The sequence below is a fragment of the Frankia sp. BMG5.60 genome (assembly GCF_059428125.1).
This window is the reverse complement of sequence record NZ_CM182091.1, coordinates 5742290-5768074: the sequence shown is the minus strand read 5'-3', so window position 1 is coordinate 5768074 and position 25785 is coordinate 5742290. Positions and strand designations below refer to the sequence as shown.

22 protein-coding genes are annotated in these 25785 nt (G+C 73.8%); 13 read left to right on the top strand and 9 right to left on the bottom strand.

Features of this window, described 5'->3' with window-relative positions; genetic code table 11:
- The first annotated feature begins 375 nt into the window (after positions 1 to 375).
- Both AC5R91_RS23640 and AC5R91_RS23635 read left to right on the top strand, forming a co-directional pair.
- On the top strand, positions 376 to 1791 hold the full coding sequence (locus AC5R91_RS23640; protein ID WP_495393513.1) for a hemolysin family protein: 1416 nt from the start codon (positions 376 to 378) through the stop codon (positions 1789 to 1791).
- Positions 1788 to 2900: a hemolysin family protein gene (locus AC5R91_RS23635; protein WP_495393512.1), complete on the top strand. Its 1113-nt coding sequence runs from the start codon at positions 1788 to 1790 to the stop codon at positions 2898 to 2900. Before AC5R91_RS23640 ends, AC5R91_RS23635 begins: the two co-directional genes overlap by 4 nt.
- Before the next feature lie 42 nt (positions 2901 to 2942).
- Here the strand turns inward: AC5R91_RS23635 and AC5R91_RS23630 are convergent, their stop codons facing one another.
- Positions 2943 to 3377, bottom strand: a complete 435-nt coding sequence (locus tag AC5R91_RS23630) for an antibiotic biosynthesis monooxygenase family protein (protein ID WP_495393511.1) — start codon at positions 3375 to 3377, stop codon at positions 2943 to 2945.
- A gap of 52 nt (positions 3378 to 3429) precedes the next feature.
- On the opposite strand from AC5R91_RS23630, the gene AC5R91_RS23625 reads away from it, so the two are divergent.
- Positions 3430 to 4119 carry a hypothetical protein gene (locus tag AC5R91_RS23625; protein WP_495393510.1) on the top strand — a complete coding sequence of 230 codons (690 nt, stop codon included), beginning with the start codon at positions 3430 to 3432 and terminating at the stop codon, positions 4117 to 4119.
- A 22-nt stretch (positions 4120 to 4141) separates the two neighbouring features.
- On the opposite strand, the gene AC5R91_RS23620 is transcribed toward AC5R91_RS23625, so the two are convergent.
- Together AC5R91_RS23620 and AC5R91_RS23615 are read right to left on the bottom strand one after the other, a co-directional pair.
- A complete protein-coding gene (locus tag AC5R91_RS23620; RefSeq protein ID WP_495393509.1) occupies positions 4142 to 5350 on the bottom strand; it encodes a pyridoxal phosphate-dependent aminotransferase in 1209 nt (402 codons plus the stop codon).
- Between the two features lie 59 nt (positions 5351 to 5409).
- Positions 5410 to 6258, bottom strand: coding sequence for a RecB family exonuclease (locus AC5R91_RS23615; RefSeq protein ID WP_495393508.1), 849 nt, complete (start codon positions 6256 to 6258; stop codon positions 5410 to 5412).
- A gap of 434 nt (positions 6259 to 6692) precedes the next feature.
- On the opposite strand from AC5R91_RS23615, the gene AC5R91_RS23610 reads away from it, so the two are divergent.
- Positions 6693 to 7049, top strand: coding sequence for a chorismate mutase (locus tag AC5R91_RS23610; RefSeq protein WP_495393507.1), 357 nt, complete (start codon positions 6693 to 6695; stop codon positions 7047 to 7049).
- Positions 7050 to 7176: 127 nt separating this feature from the next.
- On the opposite strand, the gene AC5R91_RS23605 is transcribed toward AC5R91_RS23610, so the two are convergent.
- Together AC5R91_RS23605 and AC5R91_RS23600 are read right to left on the bottom strand one after the other, a co-directional pair.
- Positions 7177 to 7992, bottom strand: coding sequence for a DUF1003 domain-containing protein (locus AC5R91_RS23605; RefSeq protein WP_495393506.1), 816 nt, complete (start codon positions 7990 to 7992; stop codon positions 7177 to 7179).
- Entirely contained in the window at positions 7989 to 9332 is a 1344-nt protein-coding gene (locus tag AC5R91_RS23600; protein ID WP_495393505.1) for a magnesium transporter MgtE N-terminal domain-containing protein, read from the bottom strand. Before AC5R91_RS23600 ends, AC5R91_RS23605 begins: the two co-directional genes overlap by 4 nt.
- A 296-nt stretch (positions 9333 to 9628) precedes the next feature.
- Between AC5R91_RS23600 and AC5R91_RS23595 the strand changes: the two genes are divergently transcribed.
- The 3 genes from AC5R91_RS23595 to AC5R91_RS23585 all read left to right on the top strand — a co-directional run bounded on the left by AC5R91_RS23595 (position 9629) and on the right by AC5R91_RS23585 (position 12866).
- Positions 9629 to 10588 (top strand): HpcH/HpaI aldolase/citrate lyase family protein, encoded by a 960-nt coding sequence (locus AC5R91_RS23595; protein ID WP_495393504.1) that lies wholly within the window; start codon positions 9629 to 9631, stop codon positions 10586 to 10588.
- Positions 10589 to 10621: 33 nt separating this feature from the next.
- A complete protein-coding gene (locus tag AC5R91_RS23590) occupies positions 10622 to 11839 on the top strand; it encodes an acyl-CoA dehydrogenase family protein (RefSeq protein WP_495393503.1) in 1218 nt (405 codons plus the stop codon).
- Positions 11840 to 11942: 103 nt separating this feature from the next.
- Complete coding sequence (locus AC5R91_RS23585) at positions 11943 to 12866, top strand: NAD(P)-dependent oxidoreductase (RefSeq protein ID WP_495393502.1); 924 nt, start codon at positions 11943 to 11945, stop codon at positions 12864 to 12866.
- Between the two features lie 61 nt (positions 12867 to 12927).
- Here AC5R91_RS23585 and AC5R91_RS23580 read toward each other — a convergent pair whose 3' ends face one another.
- A complete protein-coding gene (locus tag AC5R91_RS23580) occupies positions 12928 to 14403 on the bottom strand; it encodes a TerD family protein (RefSeq protein WP_495393501.1) in 1476 nt (491 codons plus the stop codon).
- 129 nt (positions 14404 to 14532) lie between these two features.
- Between AC5R91_RS23580 and AC5R91_RS23575 the strand changes: the two genes are divergently transcribed.
- From AC5R91_RS23575 to ctaD, 4 genes are all read left to right on the top strand, one after another.
- A complete protein-coding gene (locus AC5R91_RS23575) occupies positions 14533 to 15141 on the top strand; it encodes a suppressor of fused domain protein (protein WP_495393500.1) in 609 nt (202 codons plus the stop codon).
- Between the two features lie 103 nt (positions 15142 to 15244).
- On the top strand, positions 15245 to 15751 hold the full coding sequence (locus tag AC5R91_RS23570) for a MaoC family dehydratase (RefSeq protein WP_495393499.1): 507 nt from the start codon (positions 15245 to 15247) through the stop codon (positions 15749 to 15751).
- Between the two features lie 161 nt (positions 15752 to 15912).
- Positions 15913 to 17646, top strand: a complete 1734-nt coding sequence (locus AC5R91_RS23565) for an alkaline phosphatase D family protein (RefSeq protein WP_495393498.1) — start codon at positions 15913 to 15915, stop codon at positions 17644 to 17646.
- Between the two features lie 281 nt (positions 17647 to 17927).
- Positions 17928 to 19664, top strand: a complete 1737-nt coding sequence (gene ctaD / locus AC5R91_RS23560) for an aa3-type cytochrome oxidase subunit I (RefSeq protein WP_495393497.1) — start codon at positions 17928 to 17930, stop codon at positions 19662 to 19664.
- Between the two features lie 120 nt (positions 19665 to 19784).
- Here ctaD and AC5R91_RS23555 read toward each other — a convergent pair whose 3' ends face one another.
- From AC5R91_RS23555 to gabT, 3 genes are all read right to left on the bottom strand, one after another.
- The gene (locus AC5R91_RS23555) at positions 19785 to 20795 is read right to left on the bottom strand and encodes a diacylglycerol/lipid kinase family protein (RefSeq protein ID WP_495393496.1); all 1011 of its coding nucleotides are present in this window, start codon (positions 20793 to 20795) and stop codon (positions 19785 to 19787) included.
- 62 nt (positions 20796 to 20857) lie between these two features.
- Positions 20858 to 21502, bottom strand: coding sequence for a DUF6758 family protein (locus AC5R91_RS23550; RefSeq protein WP_495393495.1), 645 nt, complete (start codon positions 21500 to 21502; stop codon positions 20858 to 20860).
- A 251-nt stretch (positions 21503 to 21753) separates the two neighbouring features.
- Positions 21754 to 23130 (bottom strand): 4-aminobutyrate--2-oxoglutarate transaminase, encoded by a 1377-nt coding sequence (gene gabT, locus AC5R91_RS23545; RefSeq protein ID WP_495393494.1) that lies wholly within the window; start codon positions 23128 to 23130, stop codon positions 21754 to 21756.
- 203 nt (positions 23131 to 23333) lie between these two features.
- Between gabT and AC5R91_RS23540 the strand changes: the two genes are divergently transcribed.
- Complete coding sequence (locus AC5R91_RS23540) at positions 23334 to 24776, top strand: aldehyde dehydrogenase family protein (protein ID WP_495393493.1); 1443 nt, start codon at positions 23334 to 23336, stop codon at positions 24774 to 24776.
- A gap of 88 nt (positions 24777 to 24864) precedes the next feature.
- Positions 24865 to 25731 (top strand): PHP domain-containing protein, encoded by an 867-nt coding sequence (locus AC5R91_RS23535; protein WP_495393492.1) that lies wholly within the window; start codon positions 24865 to 24867, stop codon positions 25729 to 25731.
- Positions 25732 to 25785: the final 54 nt, after the last annotated feature.

Below are 25785 nucleotides of genomic sequence, written 5' to 3'. Positions count from 1 at the left end.
GTGGATGCGTAATCGTGTGGTCACAACACTTGGCGCCCCGAAACCTCGACGCGCCTCGCCGCCCGCGCGCCAACCGGCACAGACCGGACGCCTCGGGCCGGGGCCCTGCCCCTGCCACGGTGTGCGGCCCGGCGTCGCCGGGTAGCGCAGCACCATCGGCCCCTGCAGGCCGCAGCGTCGCGGGCGGAACCGGCGGTCAGCCCCTCGGTGTTCACTCGCCAGCATCACCGACTCTCCATCTGTCCAACCGTCCCAAGCCGGACGGCCCGCCTACAGAAGGGACCCCCCGGTGAACGCGGGGCGCCACCTGCCCGGCCTGACGGCTGGCATCGAGGCCATGAGACCTGCCATGCCTGCCAGGAGCGGCGGCGCCGGGTGATCCAGGCGATCGTCTACCTTGCGATCGTCGTGGTGCTGATCGCCGCCAACGCGCTGTTCGTGGCGGCGGAGTTCGCCCTCGTCGCGGTCGAGCCGCACCAGGCGGAGCAGGCCGCCCGCGCCGGTGACCGGCGATCCCAGGCCCTGCCGGCGGCCGTGCGCTCGCTGTCGTTCCAGCTCTCCGGCGCGCAGCTCGGCATCACGGTGACCTCGCTGGCCGTCGGCTACCTCGCCGAGCCGGCGCTGGCCGCCCTCATCCATCCGGCGCTGCACGCCGTCGGCCTGCCGGACACGCCCAGCTCGGTGCTCGCACTCGCCCTCGCCCTGTTCGTCGCGACCGTGAGCCAGATGGTCTTCGGCGAACTGGTGCCGAAGAACTGGGCGATCAGCGAGCCGCTGCGGGTGGGCCGGGCCGTCTCCTGGCCGCAGGTCGGGTTCTCCCGGGTATGTGGTCCGCTCATCAGGCTGCTGAACGGGGTCGCCAATGCGATCCTGCGCGCCCTGGGGGTGGAGCCCCAGGACGAGATGCACGCCGGGCGGTCCCCCGCCGAACTCGGCTCGATCGTGCGGGCCTCCGCCCGCCAGGGCACCCTGCCGACCACGACGGCCGCGCTGCTGCGGCGATCGCTGCGCTTCGGTGACCGCCACGCCGCCGACGTGATGACCCCGCGGGTCCGGACCGTCTGGGCCGACGCCGACATGCACGTCGCCGATCTGCTTCAGGTGGCGCAGCAGTCAGGTCATTCCCGGTTCCCGGTGCGGGGACGGGCCGAGGGAGAGCGCGCCGACGGGGACCGGGCCGGCGACGTCGACGGCGTGGTCGGGGTCGTGCACGTCAAGGACGTCTTCAGGATCCCGGCCGCGCGCCGCGCCACGGTGAACGTGCGCGAGATCATGGTTCCGCCGCTGCTCGTGCCCGCGTCGCTGGGCTGCGACGCGCTGCTCTCCCGGCTGCGCCGGCACGGGCTGCAGCTCGCCGCCGTCATCGACGAGTACGGCGGGAACGCCGGGATCGTCACCCTGGAGGACCTCGTCGAGGAGCTGGTCGGCGAGGTGTCGGACGAGCACGACCTGCCGAGCACCCCCGGCGTGGTGCCCGACGGGCCGCGATCCTGGCTGCTGTCCGGGCTGCTGCGACCCGACGAGGCGGTCGACGCCACCGGCGTTAGGCTGCCCGACGGGCCGTACGAGACGGTCGCCGGGCTGGTGCTCGCCCGCCTCGGCCATCTCGGCACGGTCGGGGAGCAGGTGGAGGTCGACGGCGTCACCCTGACGGTCGTGGCGGTCGATCGGCACCGCATCGACCGGGTGCGGCTGTCCGCCCCGCCCCCGCAGGCGCCCAAGGCACGACAGACGCCCGAGGCACGGCAGACCCGGCAGATCCGGCGGTCCCAGGCGGAGAGCGGACCTTGACCCTGCTCGCGCTGCTCGCCGGGCTCGCGCTGATCGCCGGCAACGCGTTCTTCGTCGGCGCCGAGTTCGCCTTCGTCTCCGCGCGCCGCGACCGGCTGGAACCCATGGTCGAGGCCGGCGACAAGCGGGCCCGCTCGGTCATCGGCGCCCTGGAGCACCTCTCACCGCTGCTCGCCGCGACCCAGCTCGGCATCACGCTGTGCTCGCTGGCCCTCGGGGCCGTCGCCGAGCCGGCCGTCGCGGGGCTGCTGACGGATCTGCTCGACGCGCTCGCCGTCCCCGAGGCGGCGCAGCACGCGATCGCCTTCGCCGTCGCGCTGACGATCGTGTCCGCGCTGCACATGGTGCTCGGCGAGATCGTGCCGAAGAACCTGTCGATCGCCGGACCTGAACGGGCCCTGGTCTGGCTCGGGCCGCCCCTGATCGCCTTCGCCCGGGCCACCTCGCCGTTCGTGCTCCTGCTGAACACCTTCGCCAACCGGGTGCTGCGGCTGCTGGGGGTCGAACCCCGCGACGAGCTCGCCTCCGCCTACACCCCGCAGGAGCTGGCCGCCATCATCGCCGAGTCGAAGCAGGAGGGGCTGCTCGAACAGGCCGAGCACGAGCGGCTTACCAGCGCCCTGGAGCTGTCCGACCGGGACGCGGGCACGGTGATGATCCCGCTCGCGCAGGCCGTGACGATCGCCTGGACGACCACCGCCCGCGAGCTGGAGGATGTCGTCGCCCGCACCGGCTACTCCCGGTTCCCGGTGCGGGTGCCCGACGCCGGGACCACCCCAGCCCCTGGCCGCGACGCCGGGTCCGGCTCCGGCTCCGGTCCGGGTGCCGCCGGCGGCGGCCACGAGATCGCGGGGTTCCTGCACGCCAAGGACGTGCTGGGGATCGCGCCCGGCGACCTCGACACCCCGCTGGCCCCGGTACGGCTGCACGAGATGGTGGAGCTGGCCACGGACACGCCCCTGGACCAGGTGCTGCGCCGCATGCAGCGCGCCGGCAGCCACCTGGGCCGGGTCGTCGACGCGGCGGGGACGACCGTCGGCGTCATCGCGATGGAGGACGTGGTCGAGCAGTTCGTCGGCGAGGTCACCGACGCCAGCCACCACGACTGAGCACGAGCCGGCCCCCGGCGCCGGGCTCAGTCGGCGCCGGGCTCAGTCGGAGCCGGGCGCCGCCGACTGCACCACCTCGAACGACCAAAGCGTGGCCCCGGTTGCCGCGGGAGCGCCGGCACCACCGTGACCGCCCGCCGCGCCGTGACCGGCACCCCCGCCGTGACCGGCACCCCCGCCGTGACCGGCCGGCGCGCCCTGCCCGGCCGGCGCGCCCGTGGCGGCTGCGGCCTCGGCGGCCGCCCGGCGGTGGCCCTCCTCGAACGCCTGCGAGGACTGCCACTTCTGGAAGTCCTCCTCGCTACGCCAGCGGGTGTAGACGAGGTAGGTGTCCGTTCCCTCGATCGGGCGCAGCAACTCGAACCACTCGAACCCGTCGGCCTGCTCGACCATCCCGGCCCGGCCGGCGAACCGCGATTCCAGGGCAGCCCGCATTTCGGCGGGCACGGTCAGCGCATTGATCTTGACGACGCTCATGTCTTCACCGTAGTGCGAAGGCCCCCGCGCGGCGCCACTAGAGTGCCCCAGCGTGACAGGTCTTCCCCGGGTCGCCGTCCTCGGCGTGGACGCGGCCACCGCCGCCGCGACGATCTCCCTCGTCGACGGGGGGCTCGCGGTCGCCGCCTTCTGCCCCGGTCCCGTGCCGCCCGCCGCCCACGCCCGCCTCGCCGCGTACGGCTGCGCCGACCAGGTCGTCGCGGTGTCGCCCGGCACCCTGCGTCTCACGGCGACCGGCCCGGCGGCGCCGCCCTTCGAGGTCCATGGCGTGCGGGCCGATCCCCGGCCCCCGGCGACATCCGCGTCCCCGGCCGCCGCGGTGGCGGCCGCGGGAGCCGAGGCGGGGGGCGACCTGCTCGGCGTCTTCGACGCGGTCGTGCTGGGCGACGACACGGCCCGGCTGGGGCCGGGCGGGCCGGACTCGCCCCGTTTCGGCGGCGTGTTCGACCTGGCGGCCGCCTGGGTCTTCCACGTCGGCGGCTCCCCGGAGCTGGCCGGCGCGCAGGGCCGGTGGATCGGGGAGTACCTGCGTGGCCGATACGCCCCGCCCGAGCCCGCGGCGATGAGCGCCCGCCCGGCGCTGCTCGGCCGGTCGACGCGCGGCGGGGTGCGCGCCGAGCTCGCCGAGCTGGACCGCGAGCTGCGCGCCGGGCACGCCCGCGCCGCCGGCATCGGCTACCGGCTGCCGACGCCGCCGGCCCGGCTCACCCCGGCGCCGTGACGAGCCCGCCCGAGCGCCGGATTCAGCCGCCGGCGGCCGGGCGGCTCAGGCGGACCAGGCGGTCCGCGGCGGCCTGCAGTGTGGAGATCTTCTTGGGGAAGCCGAACCGGATGATGTGGCGTCCGTCGGCGGGATCGGCGAAGAACGACGAGCCGGGCACGGCCGCCACCCCGATCTCGGTGACCAGCCGCCGGGCCAGGGCCACGTCGTCCCCGGCCGGGTCGATCGCGCGGGTGTCGCACATCACGTAGTAGGCGCCGTCCGGCTGCCGGAACGTGAACCCGGTGTCAGCCAGCGCGGCGCACAGCAGGTCGCGGCGGGTGCGGTACTGCTCGGCGAGCCCGTCGTAGTAGGCGGGCGGCAGGCCCATCGCCGCCACGCCGCCGGCCTGCAACGGTGCCGCCGCGCCGACGGTCAGGAAGTCGTGGACCTTGCGGATCGCCGAGGTGTAGGCGGGCGGCGCGATCGTCCAGCCCACCCGCCAGCCCGTGACCGCGTAGGTCTTCGACAGGGCGTTGATGGTGACGGTGCGATCCTCGAGGCCGGGGATCGTCGCCGGCGGGATGTGGCCGCCGGGTCCGAGGTAGTGGATGTGCTCGTAGATCTCGTCGGTGAACACCAGCACGTCGTGGCGCTGGCAGAGCTCGGCGACCAGCTCCAGCTCGTCGCGGCGCAGCACCTTGCCGGTCGGGTTGTGCGGGGTGTTCAGGACGATGGCCCGGGTGCGGTCGCTGAAGGCCGCGCGCAGCTCCGCCGGGTCGATCGACCAGTCGGGAGCGTGCAGGCGGACCAGTCGCGGGCGTGCACCGGACAGGATCGTGTCGGGCCCGTAGTTCTCGTAGAACGGCTCGAACATGATCACTTCGTCGCCGGGGTCGACCAGCGCCAGCATGGTGGCGATCATCGCCTCGGTCGAACCGCAGGTCACGCAGATCTCGGTGTCCGGATCGACCGACCAGCCCGGGTAGGTCCGCCCCACCTTCGCGGCGACCGCGGCGCGGAACTCAGCCGCCCCCCAGGTGATCGCGTACTGGTTCACGTCCGCGTCGATGGCGGCCTTGGCCGCCTCCTTGAGCTCGGGCGGGCAGGCGAAGTCGGGGAACCCCTGGGCGAGGTTCACCGCGTCGTGCGCCAGGGCGAGCCGGGTCATGTCCCGGATGACGGACTCGGTGAAGGTCATCGCCTTCGCGGAGACCCGCGGCTGGGCGGGGGCTGTGGTCTGCTCGGACACGGTCCCATGTTGACATCCGGCGGGCGAGGAGGTCGCCGGATGGCCGGTGCCGCGGCAGGTCAGCCGGCCGGCCCTGGGTCCTCGCCGAGGGCGGCCCAGGGCTGGCGCTCGGGGCTGGCGGCCTGACCTTCCGCGCACAGCCGGCGGAAGTCGCACCACGAGCACAGCGGGCCGGGGCGGGGCGGGAAGGCGCGATCGGGTTCACCGCCGCCGCTCAGCGCCTCCGTCGCCTCGACGGCGTCGGCGGCGACGGACTCGGCGCGACGGACGTGGCGGGCGATGCTGTCCTCGGTGTGCTCGGCGACGGCGACCCGGCCGGTGGGCACGTGGTGCAGCTCGACCCGCCGGCAGGGCTGGCGCAGCATCCGGCCCGCGGCCAGCGCGTAGAGCGCCAGAGCCCGCGAGGTCCGGGCGTCGTCGTCGGTGACGGGTCGCCGGCCGGTCTTGTAGTCGACGACGACGAGCTCCCCGTCCCGGTCGTCGAGGCGGTCAACCCGGCCGGAGAAGGCCAGCGCCTCGGTGCGGGCGGCGACCGAGCGTTCGACCCCGCGCGGCTCGGCCGCCGGGTCCAGGCCCTCGACATAGCCACGGACCATCCCGACGGCCCGCTCCCGCCACTGCTGCGACTGCTCGGGATCGCGGAACCCCTCGTCGACCCAGCCCAGGCGCAGCAGCTCGGCGGCGCGCAGCGGGGTGCGGCGTTCGAACGGCTCCTCCCACCACCGGCGCAGCGCGTTGTGCACGCTGACACCGAAGGAGGTGTGCGCCCAAGGCGGACCCTTCGGCGGGCGCGGCCGGTCCAGATAGATCATCCGGTAGCGACGGGGGCAGTCCTCGAACGCGGCCAGCCGCGACGGCGTACAGGCGAACAGCCTGCGGGGCATGCCGCCGAGCTCCATCTGTCCCATCGACCGATCATCCCACCCCGCAGGAACCCGTCGGTCACGCACCGATCGCCCTCCGGCGAGCACCCACAGGTACCGCTCCCGGTAGCGGTGCGTTCCGTCCGATCTGGGCATCCTGGCCCGTGCACGGCGCACCGCACCCCGCCCCGCAGCCGGGGAGCGGCGGCACCAGCGAAAGGGTGACCATCCGGGACGAGGGGGGTGGTTGCGGCGCCGCGTCGGTTCCTGGACGGATCCGTGCCGGGCTGGCATGCTTGCTGCATGGAGAGCAGCCGAACCTCGCGCCATGGCGCGCTGCTGCCTCCGTTTTATGGGGACCGGGCACGGTCCCCGCTCCACCGCTGACCTCACGCGGTACGAGCGTCAGACCCAGGCCCGGTCCGCCCCGGGTCGTCTCGGCCTGGGCTGCGCCGGGCCTCCGATCGAAAGGCCCATTCGTGGATAACCTCGTCGACCGTCCCGACGCCGCGATCCCCTCGCCCACGGCACCGGGCGCCATCCTCACCGGCGCGGGGCGCGCGCCGATCACGGGCGAGCCTCTGACGATCAGCAACATCGCCGAGGGACGCCAGCACATCGACGACATCGACGCCCAGCTCCGCGAGCTGCTGGCCACCCGCCGCGACCTGTCCCGGCAGATCCAGGCGCTGCGCTCGGCCGAGGGCGGCCCGCGGATCGAACACGCCCGGGAAAACGAGATCATCGCCATCTGGGCGAACGAGCTCGGTCCCCGCGGCGTCGAGATCGCGATGGCGGTGCTGACGCTCTGCCGCGGCGCGGCGGGCCAGCCCTAGGCCGCGCACCTGCTTGTTGACACGCGAGCCCCTGGCGCGGGGCGGTTCACCCGCGGCGGCGACCCCGCCCCCGCGAGGCGGTGTGCGTGGGAGCGGCGCCAGGGCGTCCGCCCCATCGCCGCGGCGGTCAGCGCTCCCCCGTCCCGCCGGGCGGCCCGCCAGCGGGCCGGGTGCCGTCCTGGTCCGAGTCGTGCCCTCGCTCCCCGGCAGGGGGACGCTTCTCGGCAGGGGGACGTTCGGCGGCAGGCATGCGCTCCCCGACAGGGGCCCGCTCCCCGACAGGGGCCCGCTTCCCGGCAGGGACACGCTTCTCTGCGGGGGTGCGCTTCTCGGTGGGGACGCGCTCGGTCGCAACAGCCCGGTCGGAGCGGTCGGGGCGGTCGCGGCGCTCGCCCTCGCGGCGCCGGCGCCGGTCGCGCCGTTCCCGGTCGCGGTCGCGGTCGCGGTCGTGGTCGTGGTCGTGGTCGGCCGCGTCCAGCTCGGCGAGCAGGGCGCGCAGCTCCGAGCGCAGGAAGTCGCGGGTGGCCAGCTCCCCGATGGTGATGCGCACGGCGGCCAGCTCCCGGGCCAGGTACTCGGTGTCATCGCGGGTGCGGACCGACTGCTCCCGGTCCTGGGCGAGGTTCGCCCGGTCTCGGTCGTCCTGCCGGTTCTGCGCCAGCAGGATGAGTGGCGCCGCGTACGCGGCCTGCAACGACAGCACCAGCGTCAGGAAGATGAACGGGAACTCGTCGAAGCGCGCGGAGCTGGGGACGAAGACGTTGTATGCGACCCACAGCACGATGACGATGCTCTGGGCGACGAGGTAGCGCGCCGTCCCGATGAACCGGGCCACCCGCTCGGCGATCCGGCCGAACGCGTCCGACTCGTAGGCGGGCCGTAGCGACGCGCGCCGCGACAGCCGCGGCTGGTCCAGGCGCGCGCCGCGCCGGCGCCCCCTCACGGAGCCGCCGGCGGGCTGGCGCCCACTCCACCCAGAGCGCCGGGTTCCCCACCGCCCGGGGGCGGGGCGAACAGGCCGGGCGTCGTGTGGGTGTCGACGTCGGATTCGAGCTGGCGCTCGCGCCAGTCGGCCGGCAGCAGGTGGTCGAGGACGTCGTCCACGGTGACCACGCCGACGAGCCGTCCGCCGCGGTCGAGCACCGGCGCGGCGACCAGGTTGTACGACGCCAGCAGCCGGGTGACCTCGGCGAGCGGGGTCTCCGGCCGCAGCGACGCCATGTCCACGTCGATCACGCCGCCGACCAGGGTGGACGGCGGCTCCCGCAGCAGCCGCTGGAAGTGCGCGAGGCCGAGGTAGCGGCCGGTGGGCGTCTCGTACGGCGGGCGGACCACGTAGACCTGCGCGGCCAGCGCCGGGGACAGCTCCGGCTCGCGGATGCGCGCGAGCGCCTCGGCCACCGTCGCGTTCGGGGCGAGCACGACCGGCTCGCTGGTCATGATCCCGCCGGCGGTGTCGTCGGCATAGCGCAGCAGGCGGCGCACGTCGGCGGCCTCGTCCGGCTCCATCAGCCGCAGCAGCCGCTCGGCGTCCTCGGCGGGTAGCTCGCCGAGCAGGTCCGCCGCGTCGTCGGGGCCCATCGCCTCCAGCACGTCGGCGGCGCGTTCCTCGGCGAGCCCGCCGAGCAGCTCCACCTGCTCGTCCTCGGGCAGCTCCTCCAGGACGTCGGCGAGCCGTTCGTCGTCGAGGGCCGCGGCGACCTCGGCGCGCCGCTTGTCGGACAGGTCGTGCAGCAGGGTCGCGAGGTCCGCGGGGCGCAGCTTCTCGAACGCGGCCAGCAGGTTCGCCGCGCCCTGGCCCCCCTCGGCCAGCGACAGGCCGGTGACCTCGTCCCAGGCCACGGTGCGCACCTCGCCGCGCCGACCCCGCCCGGTGCGGACCGCCACCTGGTCGAGCACCCAGTCCCCGCCGCGGATCGGCTCGATCGCGGCGTCGACGACGGTGACCTCGGTGCCCGAGGACAGCAGCGTCGCGCGGCGGTCGAGCAGCTCGCCGAGGACCCGGGTCTCGTTCGGCCGTTGCTGGAAGCGCCGCCAGCTCAGCCGGGCCGAGGAGAGCACGACCGCGCCGGACTCCACGCCGGTGACCCGCCCGATCGGCACGAAGATCGGCCGACGCTGGACCTCGACGGCAAGGCCCAGCACGCGGGGCGGCTCGTGCCCGAGGCGCAGCGTGACGACGATGTCGTGGACCCGGCCGACCTGGTCGCCGTTCGGGTCGAGGACCAGCAGGCCGGCCAGGCGGCGGCAGTACACCCTGGACGGGGCGGGGCGCGTGGGCATCGTGGTCACTGACCGTTCCCGACGTAGGCGGACATACCGCCGCGGGCCGGCGCCGCAGTCCTGTTCACGGCCGGAGGCTACCCGCGCGGGCGCTTCCCGCAACCCCGACCCCGACATACCCGCCCGCCTGGGCAATCACGAGGCAGGCGGGTATGTCCGGACGGCCGGGCCCAGGCCGCGTCGCGCTGGTCGAAGGCGGGCACACGCGGGCCCGTCGATGCTCACCGATCGGATCCATCCGGGGATCCCGGACCGACGTTGAGCACGGCGAGTGACAGGTCGATAGCATAGAGGTCATGCCGCAGCGTTCCCGCCGGTCGTGTCTGGCCGTCCCCGGATCCTCGACGAAGATGCTCGGCAAGGCCCAGGGCCTGCCCGCCGACCAGGTGTTCTGCGATCTGGAGGACTCGGTCGCGCTCGGCGCGAAGGAGGCCGCCCGGGCGAACGTGGTCGCGGCGCTCAACGAGGGCGACTGGGCGGGGCGGACCCGGGTCGTCCGGGTGAACGACCTGACGACCCGCTGGACCTACCGAGACGTCATCGAGGTCGTCGAGGGCGCCGGGGCGAACCTGGACTGCGTCATGCTGCCGAAGGTGCAGTCCGCCGCCCAGGTGGCCTGGTTGGACCTGCTGCTCACCCAGATCGAGAAGGTGCTGGGGTTCGAGGTCGGCCGGATCGGGATCGAGGCGCAGATCGAAACGGCGCTAGGCCTGTCGAACGTGCGCGAGATCGCCTTCGCCAGCCCCCGGATCGAGACCATCATCTTCGGCCCGGCCGACTTCATGGCCTCGATCAACATGCCGTCGCTCACGGTCGGCGCGCTCAGCCCGGACTATCCGGGCGACCCCTTCCACTACGTGCTGTTCAAGATTCTCGAGACGGCCCGCGCCCGCGGGGTGCAGGCGATCGACGGCCCCTTCCTCCAGATCCGCGACACCGAGGGTTTCCGGGCGACCGCCGCCCGCTCGGCCGCGCTCGGCTACGACGGGAAATGGGTGCTGCATCCCGGCCAGATCGAGGCGGCCAACGAGATCTACGCACCGCGCCAGGCCGACTACGACCACGCCGAGCTGATCCTGGACGCCTACGCCTGGCACACCTCGGCCGAGGGCGGGCTGACCGGCGCGGTGATGCTCGGCGACGAAATGATCGACGAGGCCAGCCGCAAGATGGCCGAGGTCGTCGCGGGCAAGGGCCGCGCCGCGGGGCTCGCCCGCACGCGGAAGTTCGAGCCGCCGGTCGGCGTCGGGCGCTAGCCGGCCGCGCAGGCCGCAGGAGGGGGACGACCGATGGGCAGGATCGCGCAGACCGACGACCTGACCGACGTGCAGCGCGACATCCTCGCGGCGGTGCGCACGTTCGTCGACAAGGAGATCCTTCCGTTCGCCACCGAGCTCGAACACGCCGACGAGTACCCGGAGTCCATCGTCGAGTCGATGAAGGAGATGGGGCTGTTCGGGATCACCATTCCCGAGCAGTACGGCGGACTGGGCGAGTCGCTGCTCACCTACGCGCTGGTCGTGGAGGAGATCGCCCGGGGCTGGATGAGCGTCGCCGGAGTCGTCAACACCCATTTCATCGTCGCCTACCTGATCGGCCAGCATGGCAGCGCCGACCAGCGCAGCCGGTTGTTGCCGCGGATGGCCACCGGCGAACTGCGCGGCGCGTTCTCGATGAGCGAGCCCGGCTGCGGCTCGGACGTCGCGGCGATCACCAGCCGGGCCGACCGGAGGGCCGGTGGCGACGGCGACGGCGACGTCTACGTGCTCAACGGGCAGAAGATGTGGCTGACCAACGGCGCGCGGGCCGGGATCGTCGCCACCCTGGTGAAGACCGACGAGGGCGCCGAGTCGGTCTACCGGAACATGACCACGTTCCTGCTGGAGAAGGAACCGGGCTTCGGCACCCACGGCGGGATCACCATTCCCGGCAGCATCGACAAGCTCGGCTACAAGGGCATCGAGACGACCGAGATGGTCCTCGCCGACCACCGGGTGCCGGCCGCGGCGATCCTCGGCGGCGACGACGGCCGCGGCCAGGGCTTCTACCAGATGATGGACGGCGTCGAGGTCGGTCGGGTCAACGTCGCCGCGCGGGCCTGCGGCATCATGATCCGCGCCTTCGAGCTCGGCATCGCCTACGCGCAGACCCGGCGCGCCTTCGGTCGGCCGATCGCCGAGCACCAGGCCATCTCCTTCAAGCTCGCCGAGATGGCGACCAAGGTCGAGGCCGGTCACCTGATGATGGTCAGCGCCGCCCGCAAGAAGGACAGCGGGCAGCGCAACGACGTCTCCGCCGGGATGGCGAAGTACCTGGCCAGCGAGTACTGCCACGAGGTGACGACGGAGGCGTTCCGCATCCACGGCGGCTACGGCTACTCGAAGGAGTACGAGATCGAGCGCCTCTACCGGGAGGCGCCGTTCATGCTCATCGGCGAGGGCACCTCCGAGATCCAGAAGCGGATCATCAGCCGGGCCCTGCTGCGGGAGTACGAAACGCCTCGCTGACCCGCTCGGGCCGGGGGCGACCGCGGGCGCCGATCGCGCCGGCCGCCCGGTCCGACATGCGTAGTCTGCTCCTGACCGACCATCCGGGAACAGGAGCACGCTGATGCAGGTTGCCTTCGTCGGCCTCGGCACCATGGGCTTCCCCATGGCCGGCCATCTCGCCCGCGCCGGATTCGACACCGTCGTGTACAACCGCACGGAGACGACCGCGGCGCGCTGGTCGGCTGCGCACCCGGGCCGGGTCGCGGCCACGCCGGCGCAGGCCGCCGCCGGATCCGAGGTGGTCTGTGTCTGCGTCGGGGCCGACGACGACGTCCGCGCGGTGCTGCTCGGGCCGGACGGCGCGCTCGGCGCGCTGGCGCCGGGGGCGACGATCGTCGACCACACGACGACGTCGGCGGAGCTGGCCGCCGAGATCGCGGGGCAGGCGGCGCAGGTGGGAGTCGGTTTCGTCGACGCGCCGGTGTCCGGCGGGCAGGCCGGTGCCGAGGCGGGGCGCCTCAGCGTCATGTGCGGCGGCGAGGTGGACACGGTGGAGCGGGTCCGACCGGTGCTGGCCGCCTACGGGACGACGATCACCCGCATCGGCCCGGTCGGCGCCGGCCAGCTCACGAAGATGGTCAACCAGATCCTGGTGGCCGGGGCGATCGAGGGCGCGGCCGAGGCACTCAACTTCGCCGCCGCCGCCGGCCTCGACCTGGACCAGGTGCTACCCGCCGTGTCGGGTGGCGCCGCGAGCTCCTGGTACCTGACCAACCGCGCCGCCACCATGATCCGCGATGAGTTCGACTTCGGCTTCGCCGTCGACTGGATGCGCAAGGACCTGCGGATCTGCCTGGCGGAGGCGGCCCGTCGGGGCGTCCCGGTGCCGCTGACCGAGCTCGCCGAGAACGATCTCGCCGCCTCCCAGGCGCGCGGCGACGGGCAGCTCGACGCCACCGCCGTCATCCGCCTGCGCCGCCTCGCCACCGCCCAGCCCGCCACCAGCGCCCAGCCCGCCACCGACACTCGGCCCGCCGACGCCTGACCCGCCGACCGCCTGACTCGCCGACGCCCGGACCGCGGGCGCCGGCCGGTGGCGGCAGGTGTCAGAGGTACTGCTTCGACGGGTTGACCATCGCGCGGACGGTCTTGCCGTCGTGGAACTCGCCGATCGCGGTCATGGCCCAGGTCTGGCCGCCGCCCTCGCGCTGCACACGGCACATCACCAGCCCGGTCGACGGCTTGGACTCGGACAGGTCGAAACGGACGAGCTCCTGGCCGGTGACGTCGTCGTAGAGCCGGCAGTAGGCGTTGCGCACGTCGGTGAACGGCTGCCCCTGGAAGCTGTTCACCGTGAAGATGAGCGTGACGACGTTCGGGGGCAGCGCGGCGAGATCCACCTGGATCGTCTCGTCGTCGCCGTCGCCGCGGCCGGTGAGGTTGTCGCCCGAGTGGCGCACCGCGCCGCGCGCGCCCTTCTTGGACATGAACCAGACCTTGTCCACGTCCTTGCCGCGCTCGTCGAACAGGATGCAGGACGCGTCGAGGTCGATCGACCGACCGCGCTGCGCCGGATCCCAACCCAGGCCCATCCGCACCCGGGTGAGCGGGGGCGCGCCGGTCTTCACCAGCGACACGCTCTGGCCCTTGGTCAGCGAGACCCGGCCCTTGTCCAGGTTGACCCGGCCGCCGGGCTGGCCGGGAGCCGGCGGCGGCGGACCCCACTGCTGACCGCCGGCCGGCGGGGGCCCGGGCGGACCCCACTGCTGGCCTGCGGGCGCGGGCGGCGGCGCGCCGGGCGGCCCCCACTGCTGACCGGGCGGCGGCGGTGGCCCCCACTGCGGCGCGGCGGGCGGCGGGCCCCACTGCTGACCGGGCGGCGGCAGTGGCGCGCCCCACTGCGGCGCCCCACCGGCCGGAGCCGGCGCGGGCGGGACGGGCGGGGGCCCCCACTGCTGACCTCCGGACGGCGGGGGCGCAGGCGGCGCGGGCGGGCCCCACGGCTGGCCCGCGGGCGCGGCGGGCTGCGGGCGGGGAGGGGCGGCCGGCGGCTGGGCCGCGGCCGGTGACGGGCCGGAGGTGCCGGGATCGTCGACGGCGATGCCGAAGTCGGTGGCGATGCCGGCGAGGCCGGAGGCGTAGCCCTGCCCGACCGCGCGTGCCTTCCACGCGCCGGCCCGGCGGTAGAGCTCGACGAGGATCAGCGCGGTCTCCGCACCGAGCCCGGCGGGGTCGAACCGGACCAGCTCGGTGCCGCCGCGGGAGTCGCGCACCGAGATGCCCAGCCCTCGCACGCCCGCGAACGTCACCGGGCCGGAGCCGTCCAGGCTGCCCGTGACGACGACCTTGTCGATGTCCGGCGGCACCGCCGCCAGGGTGAACTCCAGCGCCGCCGGTGGCAGCAGCCGCACCCCCGGGCCGGTCGGCTGGTTGAAGAACACGAAGTCGTCGTCGGTGCGCACCTTGCCGGCGGCCGTCACCAGGATCGCGGCGATGTCCAGCGAGATCGACGAGGCGATCTCCACTCGGACGTCGGTGGTGGACAACGGCGCATTGCCGCCCTTCGTCAGCACCTGTCCCACAGCCCCTCCAAGGTTGCCCACCATGTTGAACGCACCCACCGGGCACGGCGGTTCCCGAACGCCGACCGGCGGCACGAGCGCTCCCGCCGACCCTACGATCGATCCCATGCGAACTGCGGCACGGGTCCCGTGAGCGACAGCGCCCTGAGTCGATCCGTCGAGGGGCACGTCACGGCGCTGTTCGGCCGGGACACCGGCCGCGCCTCGGTGACCTTCCTCGGCACGGAGCGGATGGACGTGCTGCGGTTCGGCCCCGACCGCGGCGGCGTCGTCCGGTACCTCACCCTCGGCATGTCCCGGGAGCCGATGACGGCGTCCGACTCCGCCGTGCGCGACCCCGCCGGGCCGCGGGCCGAGCTCGTGCTGTCGCTGCGCGGCCACCGCGACAGCGTGCTGCGCCGGCTCGCCGTGCTGGCGGCCGTCCCCGCCGTCGAGGGCCGGCCCATCGCCCCCGGTGCCGGCCTGGACCTCGGCGAGCCGCTGTGGGACGGCGCGCCGTTCACCGCGGTGCTCGTCGCCGAGCCCGGCGGCCTGATCCCCGACCTGCCGATCGCCGACGCCCTGGACGACCCCGCGTTCGCCGCCGCCGCGCCCGTGCGCTTCCTGCCCGTCCTGCCGATGACCATGAACGAGGCGGCCTTCAAGCGGGTGCACGGCCCCGAGGCGCTGCACCAGCGCTGGCTGGCCGCGGGCACCGACCTGCGCGACCCGAACCGCCGCGAGGTCGACCTCGGCTGAGGCGGACACCCGAACACGGCGACGCAGCGCAAGAATTGACTACTCTCTGCGTTCAACGGTCCGTGTGGCGCGCCGCCACCGCCGCGTCCGGAGGGGGTCTGTCATGCGGTTCGGCCGCTGGTTCGAGGAGTTCGAGGTCGGGGACGTGTACCGGCACTGGCCGGGCAAGACGGTCACCGAGTACGACGACCACCTGTTCTGCCTGCTGACGATGAACCACCATCCGCTCCACCTGGACAGCCACTACGCCGAGCAGAGCACCCAGTTCAAGCGCAACGTGGTGGTCGGCAACTACGTGTACTCCCTGCTGCTGGGCATGTCGGTCCCGGACGTCTCCGGCAAGGCCATCGCCAACCTCGAGGTCGAGTCGCTGCGGCACGTCGCGCCGGTGTTCCACGGCGACACGATCTACGGCGAGTCCACCGTGCTCGACAAGGTCCCCTCCCGCAGCCGCGATGACCGGGGCGTCGTCACCGTGGAGACCCGTGGCAACAACCAGGACGGCACGGTGGTCTGCGTCTACCGGCGCAAGGTGTTGGTTGCGACGCGGGCCTACGGCGAGGCGCACGGCGGCGAACAGCCCGGCCGCCCCGCCACCGCCCACACCTGACCCGCGGCCGCGCACCACCGGCGGGCGACCGGACCGCCGACGGGCGAACGAGCCACCGGCGGGGGAGCGAGCGGCCGGCGGGCGAACGAGCGGCCGGCGACCGGGCCGGGTGCGGATCCGGCCCTCCTCTGCTGGTCCGGACGCACTACTCTCATGACGTTGTGACCGGTGATGCCGCGGCGGGCCCCTCTCGTCCCCTTCGATCCCTGTCCGCCGGCTCCGGGTCCGCCCCGCACGGACGCCCGCACCGGCGGGCGGTACTGCTCGGCGGGCTGAGTCTCGGGGGCGCGGCGGCGGCCGCGGTGGGGCTGGCGGCGTGTGGCGGCTCGGGCGGCCCGACACCGATCCCGGCTCCGACGCTGCGCGCGCCGACTCCTGTCCCAGGGGTGACCGATGGTGTGTTCGCCCTGGGAGTGGCCAGCGGCGACCCACTGCCCGACGGCGTCATCCTGTGGACCCGGCTGGCGCCGCGCCCAAGCGAGGGCGGCGGGATGCCCTCGCGCGACGTCCCGGTCGACTGGCAGATCGCCGAAGACGAGAACTTCCGGTCGGTGGTGCGCGCCGGCACGCAGACCGCGCAGGCGGCGTTCGCCCACTCGGTGCACGTCGACGTCCGCGGCCTGGAGCCGGGACGCGAGTACTTCTACCGTTTCCGGGCCGGCACCGTGCTCAGCCCCGTCGGGCGCACCAGGACCGCCGCCGCCCCGCAGGCCGGCACGGACGTCACCGGCGGGGCGCTGACCCTGGCGCTGGCCTCCTGCCAGGACTTCCAGAACGGCTACTGGCCGGCCTTCGACGCCATCGCCGCGGACGCGCCGGACCTCGTCGTGCATGTCGGCGACTACATCTACGAGTACGACCCGGACAGCCGGTTCCCGGACCGTCTGCACACCACTCCCCAGCAGCCCGGACTCGACCAGCTCCAGACACTGGCGGACTACCGCAACCGCTACGGCCAGTACAAGGCGGACCCGGCCCTGCAGGCCGCCCACCATGCCGCGCCCTGGGTCGTTACCTGGGACGACCACGAGGTCGAGAACAACTACGCCGGGCTCGTCGACGAGGCTGGCGACTCCGGCGACCGCCACCAGGACCCGGCCCTCTTCGCCCGCCAGCGGGCCGCCGCCTACCAGGCGTACTACGAGCACATGCCGATCCGGGTCGAACTCAACCCGGGTTCTCCCGACCTGCGCATCTACCGCCGCCTCGCCTTCGGCGGCCTGCTGACGCTCAACGTCATGGACACCCGCCAGTACCGGACCCCGGTTCCGGGCAACTCGCCGGAGGCCATCGGCCCGGCCGCGCTCGGCGCCGGCAACACCGGTGGCACGATGGCCGGGGCCGCCCAGGAACGCTGGCTGCGCGCGGGGCTCGACGCCTCCCGGACCCGCTGGAACGTGATCGCGCAGCAGACGATGATGGCCCAGCTCGACGGCCAGCTTCCCGTCGGGTCCGGGAGCATGCTGACCAACCTCGACCAGAACGACGGTTACCGCCCCTACCGGCGGCGGCTGCTGTCCGGGGTGCGCGACAGCCGGGCCCGCAATCCCGTCGTGCTCTCCGGGGACCTCCACTGCGCCTGGGTGAACGACCTGCGCGTCGACTTCGACCGGCCGGAGACCCCCGCGGTCGCGACCGAGTTCGTCTGCACCTCGATCAGCTCGGCCTTCTTCCTCGTCAACGACGACTTCGTCCGGAAGAACAACGCCCGCCTCAACCCGCACGTCCGCTACTTTCGCGGCGATCGCCGGGGGTACACCCGCATCCGGGTGACGCCGACGGAGTGGCGCGCGGACATGCGAGTCGTCGCCGACCTCTCCCGGCGGGACTCGCCGGTCTCCACCGACGCCACCTGGGTCGTCGAGGACGGCGTTCCCGGCGCCCAACCGGCCTGACCGCGACCGCGCCACCGCCCCGGGAATCACGGGCGCGAAGACAATAAATTCCGCGAATCCCCCACATCGAATCCCCCACATCGCCCGGCGGGCATCGCGAAACATATCGAAGAAAACTCGACCAGCGTCCAACCGGAATCCCGCCCGGCACGTTAGGCTGCCGCCGGCCGACCGCCGCTGGTCCGCGGTCGCCGGCGGCGTCGGCCGGCTTGTCGGCCGCCGCCCGCTCACCGCGGCCCGCCTGCGGCGCCGCGCGGACGACGAGGAACCGGGAGCCGAGCGTGACGATTCTGGAGGAACCGCGGGAACCGGCGTCACTCCCTCGGCCCGACCCGCAGGACGTCGTCGCGGCGCATTCGAGGCCGCGCACGAACGTGCTCGGCTACCTGCGGACGACGTCCCACAAGGACATCGCCGTGATGTACTTCGTCACCGCTTTCGGTTTTTTCCTGTTCGCCGGGATCCTGGCCGTCATGATGCGGGCGGAGCTCGCCCGGCCGGGGCTGCAGTTCTTCTCCAACGAGCAGTACAACCAGTTGTTCACGATCCACGGCACGGTCATGCTGCTGCTGTTCGCGACACCGTTGGCGTTCGCGTTCGCCAACCTCCTGGTGCCGTTGCAGATCGGCTCCCCCGACGTGGCGTTCCCCCGCTTGAACTCGCTGTCGTACTGGTTCTTCCTGTTCGGCGGGCTCACCGTCATCGCCGGGTTCCTCACCCCGGACGGCGCCGCCGACTTCGGCTGGTTCGCCTACGCCCCGCTCAACAGCAAGGCATACTCGCCCACCACCGGGGGCGACCTGTGGGTCATGGGCCTGGTGGTGTCCGGACTCGGCACCATCCTGGGCGCGGTCAACATGATCACCACGATCCTGACGCTACGCGCACCCGGGATGACGATGTTCCGGCTGCCCATCTTCTGCTGGACATTCCTGGTGACGTCGATCCTGGTGATCGTCGCCTTCCCGGTGCTGGCCGCGCAGTTGCTGTCGCTGGAGGCGGACCGCCGGTTCGGCGCGCACGTGTTCGACGCGGCGAACGGCGGCGCGATCCTGTGGCAGCACCTTTTCTGGTACTTCGGCCATCCCGAGGTCTATATCATCGCTCTGCCGTTCTTCGGCATCATCAGCGAGATCCTGCCGGTCTTCTCCCGAAAACCCCTGTTCGGCTACAAGGGGCTGGTCTTCGCCACGATCGGGATCGGCGTGCTGTCCCTCGCGGTGTGGGCGCACCACATGTTCGTCACCGGTGCGGTGCTGCTGCCGTTCTTCGCACTGCTGTCGTTCCTCATCGCGGTGCCCACCGGCATCAAGTTCTTCAACTGGATCGGCACGATGTGGCGCGGGCAGCTCACCTTCGAGACGCCGATGCTGTTCGCGCTCGGCTTCCTGGTGACCTTCCTGTTCGGTGGGTTGACCGGGGTGCTGCTGGCCAGCCCGCCGATCGACTTCCACGTCAGCGACAGCTACTTCGTCGTCGCCCACTTCCACTACGTCGTGTTCGGCACCGTCGTCTTCGCCGCGTTCGGCGGCACCTACTTCTGGTTCCCGAAGATCACCGGTCGGATGATGAACGACCGGCTGGGTAAGATCCACTTCTGGACCATGTTCTTCGGCTTCCACGCCACGTTCCTGGTGCAGCACTGGCTCGGCGTGCGCGGCATGCCGCGGCGCTACGCCGACTATGGTCCGACCGACGGTTTCACCACCCTGAACACGGTCTCGACCGCCGGCGCGTTCCTGCTCGCCATGTCCACGCTGCCGCTCATCTACAACCTGTGGCACTCCTACCGGCACGGCGCGCTCGCCACCGTCGACGACCCGTGGGGATACGGCAACTCGCTGGAATGGGCGACGTCCTGCCCGCCGCCGCGGCACAACTTCCGGTCACTGCCGCGGATCCGCTCCGAGCGGCCCGCCTTCGACCTGCACTACCCGCAGGTCAGCGGCGTCGTCGACTACCACGCGACGCCGGAGCTTGCCGCCGCGCCCACCCAACCCGCGCAGCACGAGGACTAACCGCACCCGGACGCCGGCCGGCCCGGTCCGGTCCGGTCCCGGCGCGAGATCCGCGCTGCGGCGCGATGTGCCCGGTCTGCGGCTTCAGACCGTGCAGAGCGCACCGCAATCGGATCACGATCAGCCGGGCGGGACGAGCAGGCGCAGCGCGGCCGGGCGGACGACGATCTCGGCCGGCAGGTCGGCCAGCGGATCGCCGTCGGCGTACACCGCGAACGGCCGGTCGGCGCTGATGTGCACCCGCCGCCCCCGCAGCACCCGCACGTGGCGGGTGTGGACGTGCCCGCCGGTGAACACCCGCGGGAACAGCGCCAGGAAGGTCAACCGGGACGTCCGCGAGATCAGCAGGATCTCCAGCAGCCCGTCGGCGACGTCGGCGTCGGGGGCGAAGCGCATCCCACCGCCGTAGTACGCCGCGTTGGCCGCGGCGACCGTCCAGCCGTGCAGCGTACGGGGCGGGCCGCCGTCGACCGTCACCGTGAACCGCACCGGCCGCCAGGCCGCCACCGCCCGCAGCGCCGCGTAGGTGTAGACGTGCCGCCCGCGCAGCAGGCGCGTCCGATTGGCGATGACCTGCACGTCGGAGTCGAAACCGACACTGGCGATCCCCAGGTACGGCCGGCCGGCGACCTCGGGCAGGTCGACCCGCCGCTCCCGAAACCCGGCGAGCTCGGCGGCGACGCGGCGGGGGTCGGCGGACAGGCCCAGCCCGCGGGCGAAGTCGTTGCCGCGGCCGCCGGGCAGCACGGCGAGCAGACCACCCGCCCGCGCCACCGACCCGGCGACCGCCCCGGCCAGGCCGTCCCCGCCGAGCGCCACCACCACCCGGCCCTGCGCGGTCGCCTCGGCGGCGAGCCGGCCGGCGTGGGCAAGATCGCGGGTGGGCGCGACCCGGACGTCGGCGGCCCACCGGTCGAGCTCGGCGCGGACGCCGTCGAGCAGGCGCAGCGCCCGCCCGCGCCCCGCACTCGGATTGACGATCACGGTGAGCAGCCGCCGATCGACCTCCGCGGCGGTCGGAGCCGCCGGCGCCGGCGCGGAAGATGCCGGCGCCGAGGACTCCGGCGCCGAGGACATCGGCGGTGAAGGTGCCGGCGGGGAGAACGCCGGCGGTGGCGGCGGTTCCGTCATGGCTGCCCGATCCCTTCGCCGGCTGATCCGATCGGATCAGCCTACGGCCGCGGGAACCTCGCTCACCGCACCGCGCTCGGCGCGACGGTGAGATGCTCGCTGACGGCGCCGAAGAACGACCGTTCACCGATCTCGGGGGCGTCCCGCACGTCGCGCAGCACCAGGTGCTCCAGCAGGATCAGGGCCGCGTCCGCCGGCCAGAGCACCAGCCACAGCCATACCCCGCGGGCCTCCCCGACGAAGGCGGCCCGGTCGGACGGGACGGCCAGCGGCCACATGGCGGTGGGATGCCCGGCGGCCTCGACCTTGGCCTCGGGCACGCCCGGCAGCGTCTGCGGGTCGAGGCCGGTGATGCCCGCGAGCCGGGCGCCGAGGCCCACCCCGGGCGCCTCGGCGACGAGGATCATCTCCGCCGGGCCGCCCAGCGGGCAGGGGCCGGCGAGGGCGAGCGCGGTGGCCCGTGGCCCGGTGCGATCGTCACCGGCCCAGCCGACTCCGCTGACGTACCAGTGCACCGGCATGGGCTCGGGCAGCCACACGGGCACAGTCGAGGACGTGGCCAGGGCGTGCAACGCCTGCTCGCGGGAGGAGACGGCAGTCCGGTACGGGCTCACCTCCCCGTGCTCGTCGCAGCGGTACTGGCTGCTCCACAGGTCGGGCGGGCGGAGCGGGCCGAGACAACGAGGGCAGGCGGCAGCGATGGTCACCGGGCGCCTCCAGGCGTAGGTGGACGAAGCCGCCGGACCTCGGCGGTTCAGATATCGCTGTTCCCGTCCTGTACCACGAGCAACCGCCCCACCAGCACAGATGTGCCGAACCGCCGGGCACGACAAGCCGGCGACAAGGCCGGCGACGGGTCCGCGACAGGCCCGCAGCAGGCCCACGAGGGGCCGGCGACCGAGCGGTACGGGGGACGGCGAGTCCCTGGGCGGGGACGTGCGCGCCTGCCGACCCGGCCTCAGCGGCCCGCGGCGACCTCGGCGAACGCCTCGTCGAGGACGTCGAGACCGGCGAGCAGCAGCGAGGGGTCGATGACCAGCGGTGGCAGCAGCCGCAGCACGTTGCCCCACGTGCCGGCGGTGAGCACGATCAGGCCGCGGCGGTGACAGGCCGCCGCGACGGCGGCCGTCAGCTCCTTGTCCGGGCCGGTGTCGCCACCGCCGCGGACGAGTTCCAGGGCGAGCATCGCGCCCCGCCCGCGGACGTCCCCGATCACGTCGTGCCGCGCCGCCAGGGCGCGCAGCCGGGGCAGCGCCAGCTCGCCGATGCGCCGCGCCCGCCCGGCGAGGTCCGCGGACTCGATGAACCCGATCGCCGCGAGCGCCGCCGCGCACGCTGCCGGGTTGCCGCCGTACGTGCCGCCGAGCCCACCGACCTGGGGGGCGTCCATGATTTCGGCCCGTCCGGTGACGGCCGCCAGCGGCATCCCCCCGGCGATGCCCTTCGCGGTGGTGATGAGGTCCGGCACGACGCCCTCGTCCTCGCAGGCGAACATCGTGCCGGTGCGGGCGAACCCGGTCTGGATCTCGTCGGCGACGAACAGGATGCCGGCGTCCGCGCAGAACTCGGCGAGGCGGGGCAGGAAACCGCGGCCGGGGACGATGAACCCGCCCTCCCCCTGGATCGGCTCGATGACCATCGCGGCCACCTCGCCCGCGCCGATCTCGTCCCGGACGAGTTCGATCACCCGAGCCGCCGCCTGCTCGCCGCAGCGATCCGGGCCGGTCGGCCAGCGGTAGGGGTAGGCCAGCGGCGCCCGGTACACCTCGGGGGCGAACGGCCCGAAACCGGCCTTGTAGGGCATCGACTTCGCCGTCATCGCCAGCGTCAGGTTCGTCCGCCCGTGGTAGGCGTGCTCGAAGACGACGATCGCGTCGCGCCCGGTCGCCGAGCGGGCGATCTTGACGGCGTTCTCGACGGCCTCGGCCCCGGAGTTGAACAGCGCCGTGCGCTTGTCGTGGTCGCCGGGGGTCAGCCGGTTCAGCGCCTCGCAGACCGCGACGTACCCCTCGTAAGGGGTGATCATGAAGCAGGTGTGGGTGAACCGGCCGACCTGTTCGCGCACCGCCTCGACCACGCCGTCCGCGGCGTTGCCGACGCTGACCACGGCGATCCCCGAGCCGAAGTCGATCAGCGAGTTGCCGTCGACGTCGACGACGACCCCGCCGCCGGCCGCATGCACGTACACGGGCAGGGTCTCCCCCACCCCGCGGGCCACCGCGCCGGCCCGGCGGGCGGCCAGCGCCCGCGAGCGGGGGCCGGGGATCTCGGTGACGAGGCGGCGGGCCTGGGGCAGCCCCGGGCCGCCGCGGGCCGGCACGTTCGGAGGATTCATGTGATCGGCTCCCGCCTGCTCGCCCAGCCGCTGTCCACCTGGGCATCGTCCCCCGACCGCGGACTCGGGGCCGGCCTGTCCGCCCAGCTCAGCGCCACCGGGGCGCCGGCACGCCGATGGGCCGGCCGGGCGCGTTGGCGCCGCTGGGACGCCGGCGATGCGCCTAGGATGACGGTTGATGGCGACGACATGGGCAGATCGCGATGGCTGACGTCACCTCGTTCTGGTTGGCGGGCAACCGCGCCGAGGGGGCCGCGACGATCGACGTCCGCCACCCCTTCGACGACGGCCTCGTGGCCACCGTGGCGCAGCCCGACGCCGACCAGGTCGAGCACGCCGTCGCGGCCGCCGCCGAGGTCGCCCCGCGGTTCTCGGCGCTGCCGGCGCACGTGCGTGCCTCGGCGCTGGCGCACGTGTCCAGGGAGATTGCACGGCGCGGCGACGAGCTCGCCCGGCTCATCACCGCGGAGAGCGGCAAGCCGCTGACCTGGGCTCGGGCCGAGGTGGCCCGGGCGAGCTCGACGTTTCGCTGGGGTGCGGAGGAGGCCCGCCGCTTCACCGGCGAGCTGACCCGGCTGGACACGGACCCGACCGGGGAGGGGCGCCTGGCGCTGAGCCGGCGCTTCCCGCGCGGGCCCGTGCTGGGGATCACCCCGTTCAACTTCCCGCTGAACCTGGTGGCACACAAGGTCGCGCCGGCGCTGGCAGTCGGCGCCCCGATCATCGTCAAGCCCGCCCCTCGCACGCCGCTGTCCGCGCTGTTCCTCGGTGATCTGCTCGCCGAGACCGACCTGCCCGAGGGGTCCTGGTCGGTCCTGCCCGTCCCGAACAGCGAGGTCACCGCCCTCGTCACGGACCCGCGCCTGCCGGTGGTCTCCTTCACCGGCTCCGGCCCGGTCGGCTGGTCGATCCGCGACGCGGTGCCCCGCAAGCACGTGGTGCTCGAGCTCGGCGGCAACGGCGCCGTGCTGGTGACCGCCGACTACGCGGCGCCCGGCGACCTCGCCCGGGCGGCCGGGCGCATCGCCCTGTTCGCCAACTACCAGGCCGGCCAGTCCTGCATCGCCGTGCAGCGCGTCTACGCCGACCGGTCCGTCTACGACGAGCTGCTGCGTGAGATCGTGACCGCGGTGCGGGCGCTGCGCGGCGGCGACCCGACCGACCCGGCCACCGACGTCGGCCCGCTCATCGACGAGGCCGCGGCGCGCCGCGTCGAGGAGTGGATCGCCGAGGCCGTCGCCGCCGGCGGCACGCTCGTCTGCGGCGGCACGCGCACCGGCGCGAGCGTCGCCCCGACCGTGCTCAGCGACGTCCCCGCCGACGCCCGGGTCGTGCGCGAGGAGGTCTTCGGGCCGGTGGTCGTCGTGTCCGCGGTGGACGGTCTGGACGAGGGCCTCGCCCGGGTCAACGACAGCGAGTTCGGCCTGCAGACCGGCGTGTTCACCCACGACCTGACCACCGCGTTCCGCGCCCACCGCGAGCTCGCCGTCGGCGGGGTCGTCATCGGCGACGTCCCCTCCTACCGCGCCGACCAGATGCCCTACGGCGGCACGAAGGGCTCCGGCATCGGCCGGGAGGGCGTCCGCGCGGCCATGACCGACCTCACCGAGGAGCGCGTCCTGGTCCTCACCGGCCTCGACCTGTAGACACCCGAACCTCCGGGCGACCGTGACGCTCGGCCGGCCGGGCCTCGACGCGGTGCGGCGGGCGGGTGTGAACTGACAGCATGGGCGGGTGACCATCGACCTGCACACCCACTCCACCGCGTCGGACGGCCTGGTCTCCCCGGAGGATCTCGTCCGCCTCGCCGCCGAGGCGGGTCTGTCGGTCATCGCGCTGACCGACCACGACACCACCGCGGGCCTCGGGCGCGCCGCCGCGGCACTGCCCGGCGGCCTCACCCTCGTGCCGGGCGCGGAGATCTCCTGTTCCGTCGATGTGCCCGGTGGGTCGATCTCCCTGCACGTGCTGGCCTACCTGTTCGACGCGGCCGAGCCCGCCTTCGCCGCGGTACGCGCCCGGGTCCGCGAGCACCGGGCCGTCCGCGCCCGCCGGATGGCCGACCGGCTGGCCGCCGACGGGCACCCGATCCGCTGGGAACGGGTGGCGCAGCTCGCCGCCGGGACGGTGGGCCGCCCGCACATCGCCGCGGCGATGGTCGAGGCCGGGCTGGTGCCGACGGTGGCGGCGGCCTTCACCCGGGAATGGATCGGCACCGGGGGCCCGTACTGGGTAGGCAAGGAGCAGCCGGACGTCTGGCAGACCCTGCGGCTGATCCGCGACGCGGGCGGGGTCAGCGTGTTCGCGCACCCGTTCGCCAGCCGGCGCGGGGCGACGGTCGGCCCCGACGTGATCGAGCAGATGGCCCGGGCGGGGCTCGGCGGGGTCGAGGTCGACCATCCCGACCATGACGCCGACGAACGGCGCCGGCTGCGCGGACTCGCCGCCGACCTCGGCCTGATCGTGACGGGATCGAGCGACTTCCACGGCAGCAGCAAGCCGCAGGGCCTTGCCGCCGAGACGACCAGCCGGGAGTCCTACGAGCACCTGGTCGCCGCCGCCACCGGCGCCGCGCCCATCCACGGACCATCCCCGACCTGACCACCGCGCAGAACCCGACCGCACCCGCACCCGCACCCGCACCCGCACCCGCAC

Bases quoted from the DNA above. Each gene is read 5' to 3' on its own strand.
- AC5R91_RS23590 (WP_495393503.1), top strand. From the start codon at position 10,622: ATGGGCAGGATCGCGCAGACCGACGACCTGACCGACGTGCAGCGCGAC.
- gabT (WP_495393494.1), bottom strand. From the start codon at position 23,130: ATGAATCCTCCGAACGTGCCGGCCCGCGGCGGCCCGGGGCTGCCCCAG.
- AC5R91_RS23600 (WP_495393505.1), bottom strand. From the start codon at position 9,332: ATGCCCACGCGCCCCGCCCCGTCCAGGGTGTACTGCCGCCGCCTGGCC.
- AC5R91_RS23630 (WP_495393511.1), bottom strand. From the start codon at position 3,377: ATGAGCGTCGTCAAGATCAATGCGCTGACCGTGCCCGCCGAAATGCGG.
- AC5R91_RS23615 (WP_495393508.1), bottom strand. From the start codon at position 6,258: ATGGGACAGATGGAGCTCGGCGGCATGCCCCGCAGGCTGTTCGCCTGT.
- AC5R91_RS23595 (WP_495393504.1), top strand. From the start codon at position 9,629: ATGCCGCAGCGTTCCCGCCGGTCGTGTCTGGCCGTCCCCGGATCCTCG.
- AC5R91_RS23555 (WP_495393496.1), bottom strand. From the start codon at position 20,795: ATGACGGAACCGCCGCCACCGCCGGCGTTCTCCCCGCCGGCACCTTCA.
- AC5R91_RS23585 (WP_495393502.1), top strand. From the start codon at position 11,943: ATGCAGGTTGCCTTCGTCGGCCTCGGCACCATGGGCTTCCCCATGGCC.
- AC5R91_RS23570 (WP_495393499.1), top strand. From the start codon at position 15,245: ATGCGGTTCGGCCGCTGGTTCGAGGAGTTCGAGGTCGGGGACGTGTAC.
- AC5R91_RS23540 (WP_495393493.1), top strand. From the start codon at position 23,334: ATGGCTGACGTCACCTCGTTCTGGTTGGCGGGCAACCGCGCCGAGGGG.